We start from the raw sequence: 1,535 nt of genomic DNA, 5'->3' as shown, positions 1-1,535 counted from the left end.
TGGGCCATGATCACGTTCATGCCGCGCGCGCGCAGCGACTTGGACAGGGCGAACAGGTTGCGCATGTCGTCGTCGACCAGCAGCACCTGGCGGCCGCCCAGGTTCTGGTCGTCCGAAGGGGTGGCGTTGGCGCCGCGCGAACCAATGCTGTGCAGGAACAGGCTGACCTCGTCGAGCAGGCGCTCGGGCGAGCGCTGGCCCTTGATGACGATGCTGTCGGTGTACTGGCGCAGCTTCAGGCTTTCCTCGCGGCTGAGGTCCTGGCCGGAATAGATCACCACCGGCGGCACCGCCACCAGGGTGGCGGCCTTCTCCAGGAACTCCACGCCCGAGATCCCGCCCAGGTTGAGGTCCAGCACGATGCAGTCGTAGCTGTGGGTGGCGATGCGCTCCAGCGCTTCCTCGCCGGAGGCCACCTGGTCGATCTCGACGTTGTCGGCCTGCAGCAGGCGGGTCAGCGCCAGCCGTGAATCGGCATCGTCATCGACCAGCAGCAGCTTGCGCACGATCTTGCCGGCCACGTCGAGCAGGTGGTCGAAGGCGGCGATCAGCGCCGGGCGGTCCACCGGCTTGGTCAGGTAGCCGACCGCGCCCAGCGCCACGCCCTTGGCCGCTTCGTCCACGGCCGAGATGAAGTGGACCGGGATCGCCGCGGTGACCGGGTCGTGCTTGAGGTGCTGCAGCACCGACCAGCCGTCCATGCCCGGCAGCATCACGTCCAGCAGGATGCCGGTGGGACGGTAGCGACGGGCCAGCTCCAGGCCGCTCTCGCCGTCGGCGGCGGCCAGCGCGCGGTGGCCCTTGCGGCGGATCAGGTCGACCAGGATCCGCGCGAACGCCGGGTCATCCTCGACGGTGAGGATCACCGTCTCGCCGGCGGCGATGTTGTGGCGGTCGTCCGGGATCCAGTCGATCAGCTGCGCGGTGGCCGCACGCGCCGGCGTCGCCGCCGGGCGTCGCTCGAGCGGTGCCGGCGCCGCGTCGCCGGTGGCGGCGGTGCTGCTGACCGCGGCCGACAGCAGCGGCAGCACCAGGGTGAAGCAGCTGCCCTTGTCCGGCTCGCTCTCCACCACCAGGTGGCCGCCGAGCAGCTGCGCCAGGCGGCGGGCGATGGCCAGGCCCAGGCCGCTGCCACCGTAATGGCGGCTGGTGCTCGAGTCGACCTGCTCGAAGGCCTCGAAGATCGAATCCAGGCGCTCCGGCGGAATGCCGATGCCGGTGTCCTGCACCGACAGCGCCATGTACTGCTCGCCGGCGGCCACGCCGATGCGGGTCAGCATCGCGTGGTCGGCCAGCGCCAGGCGCAGCGTCACCTTGCCCTCGCGGGTGAACTTGAAGGCGTTGCCGAGCAGGTTGTTGAGCACCTGCTGCAGCTTGGAGCGGTCGGTGACCAGCACTTCCGGCACCGACGGGTCCAGGTCGATGGCGAATTCGAGCCGGTTCTCCACCGCCATGTGGCGGAAGTGGCGCAGCACCTCGCGGGTGACGCCCTCGATGCGCACCTCCTCGCGGTGCACGTCCATCTTGCCGGCCTC

Annotated in this window: 1 protein-coding gene; it reads right to left on the bottom strand. The window is 70.2% G+C overall.

Annotated elements, in window-relative coordinates:
* A partial coding sequence (locus VA603_RS11920) for a response regulator (RefSeq protein WP_323438979.1) occupies positions 1-1,535 on the bottom strand: 1,535 nt, incomplete at both ends.

Origin of the sequence: Stenotrophomonas capsici, from assembly GCF_034961085.1 — a bacterium.
In the GTDB taxonomy this organism is placed as follows: Bacteria; Pseudomonadota; Gammaproteobacteria; order Xanthomonadales; family Xanthomonadaceae; genus Stenotrophomonas; species Stenotrophomonas capsici.
Note: the sequence above shows the minus strand (reverse complement) of the source record. Positions and strands in the feature narration are given on the sequence as shown.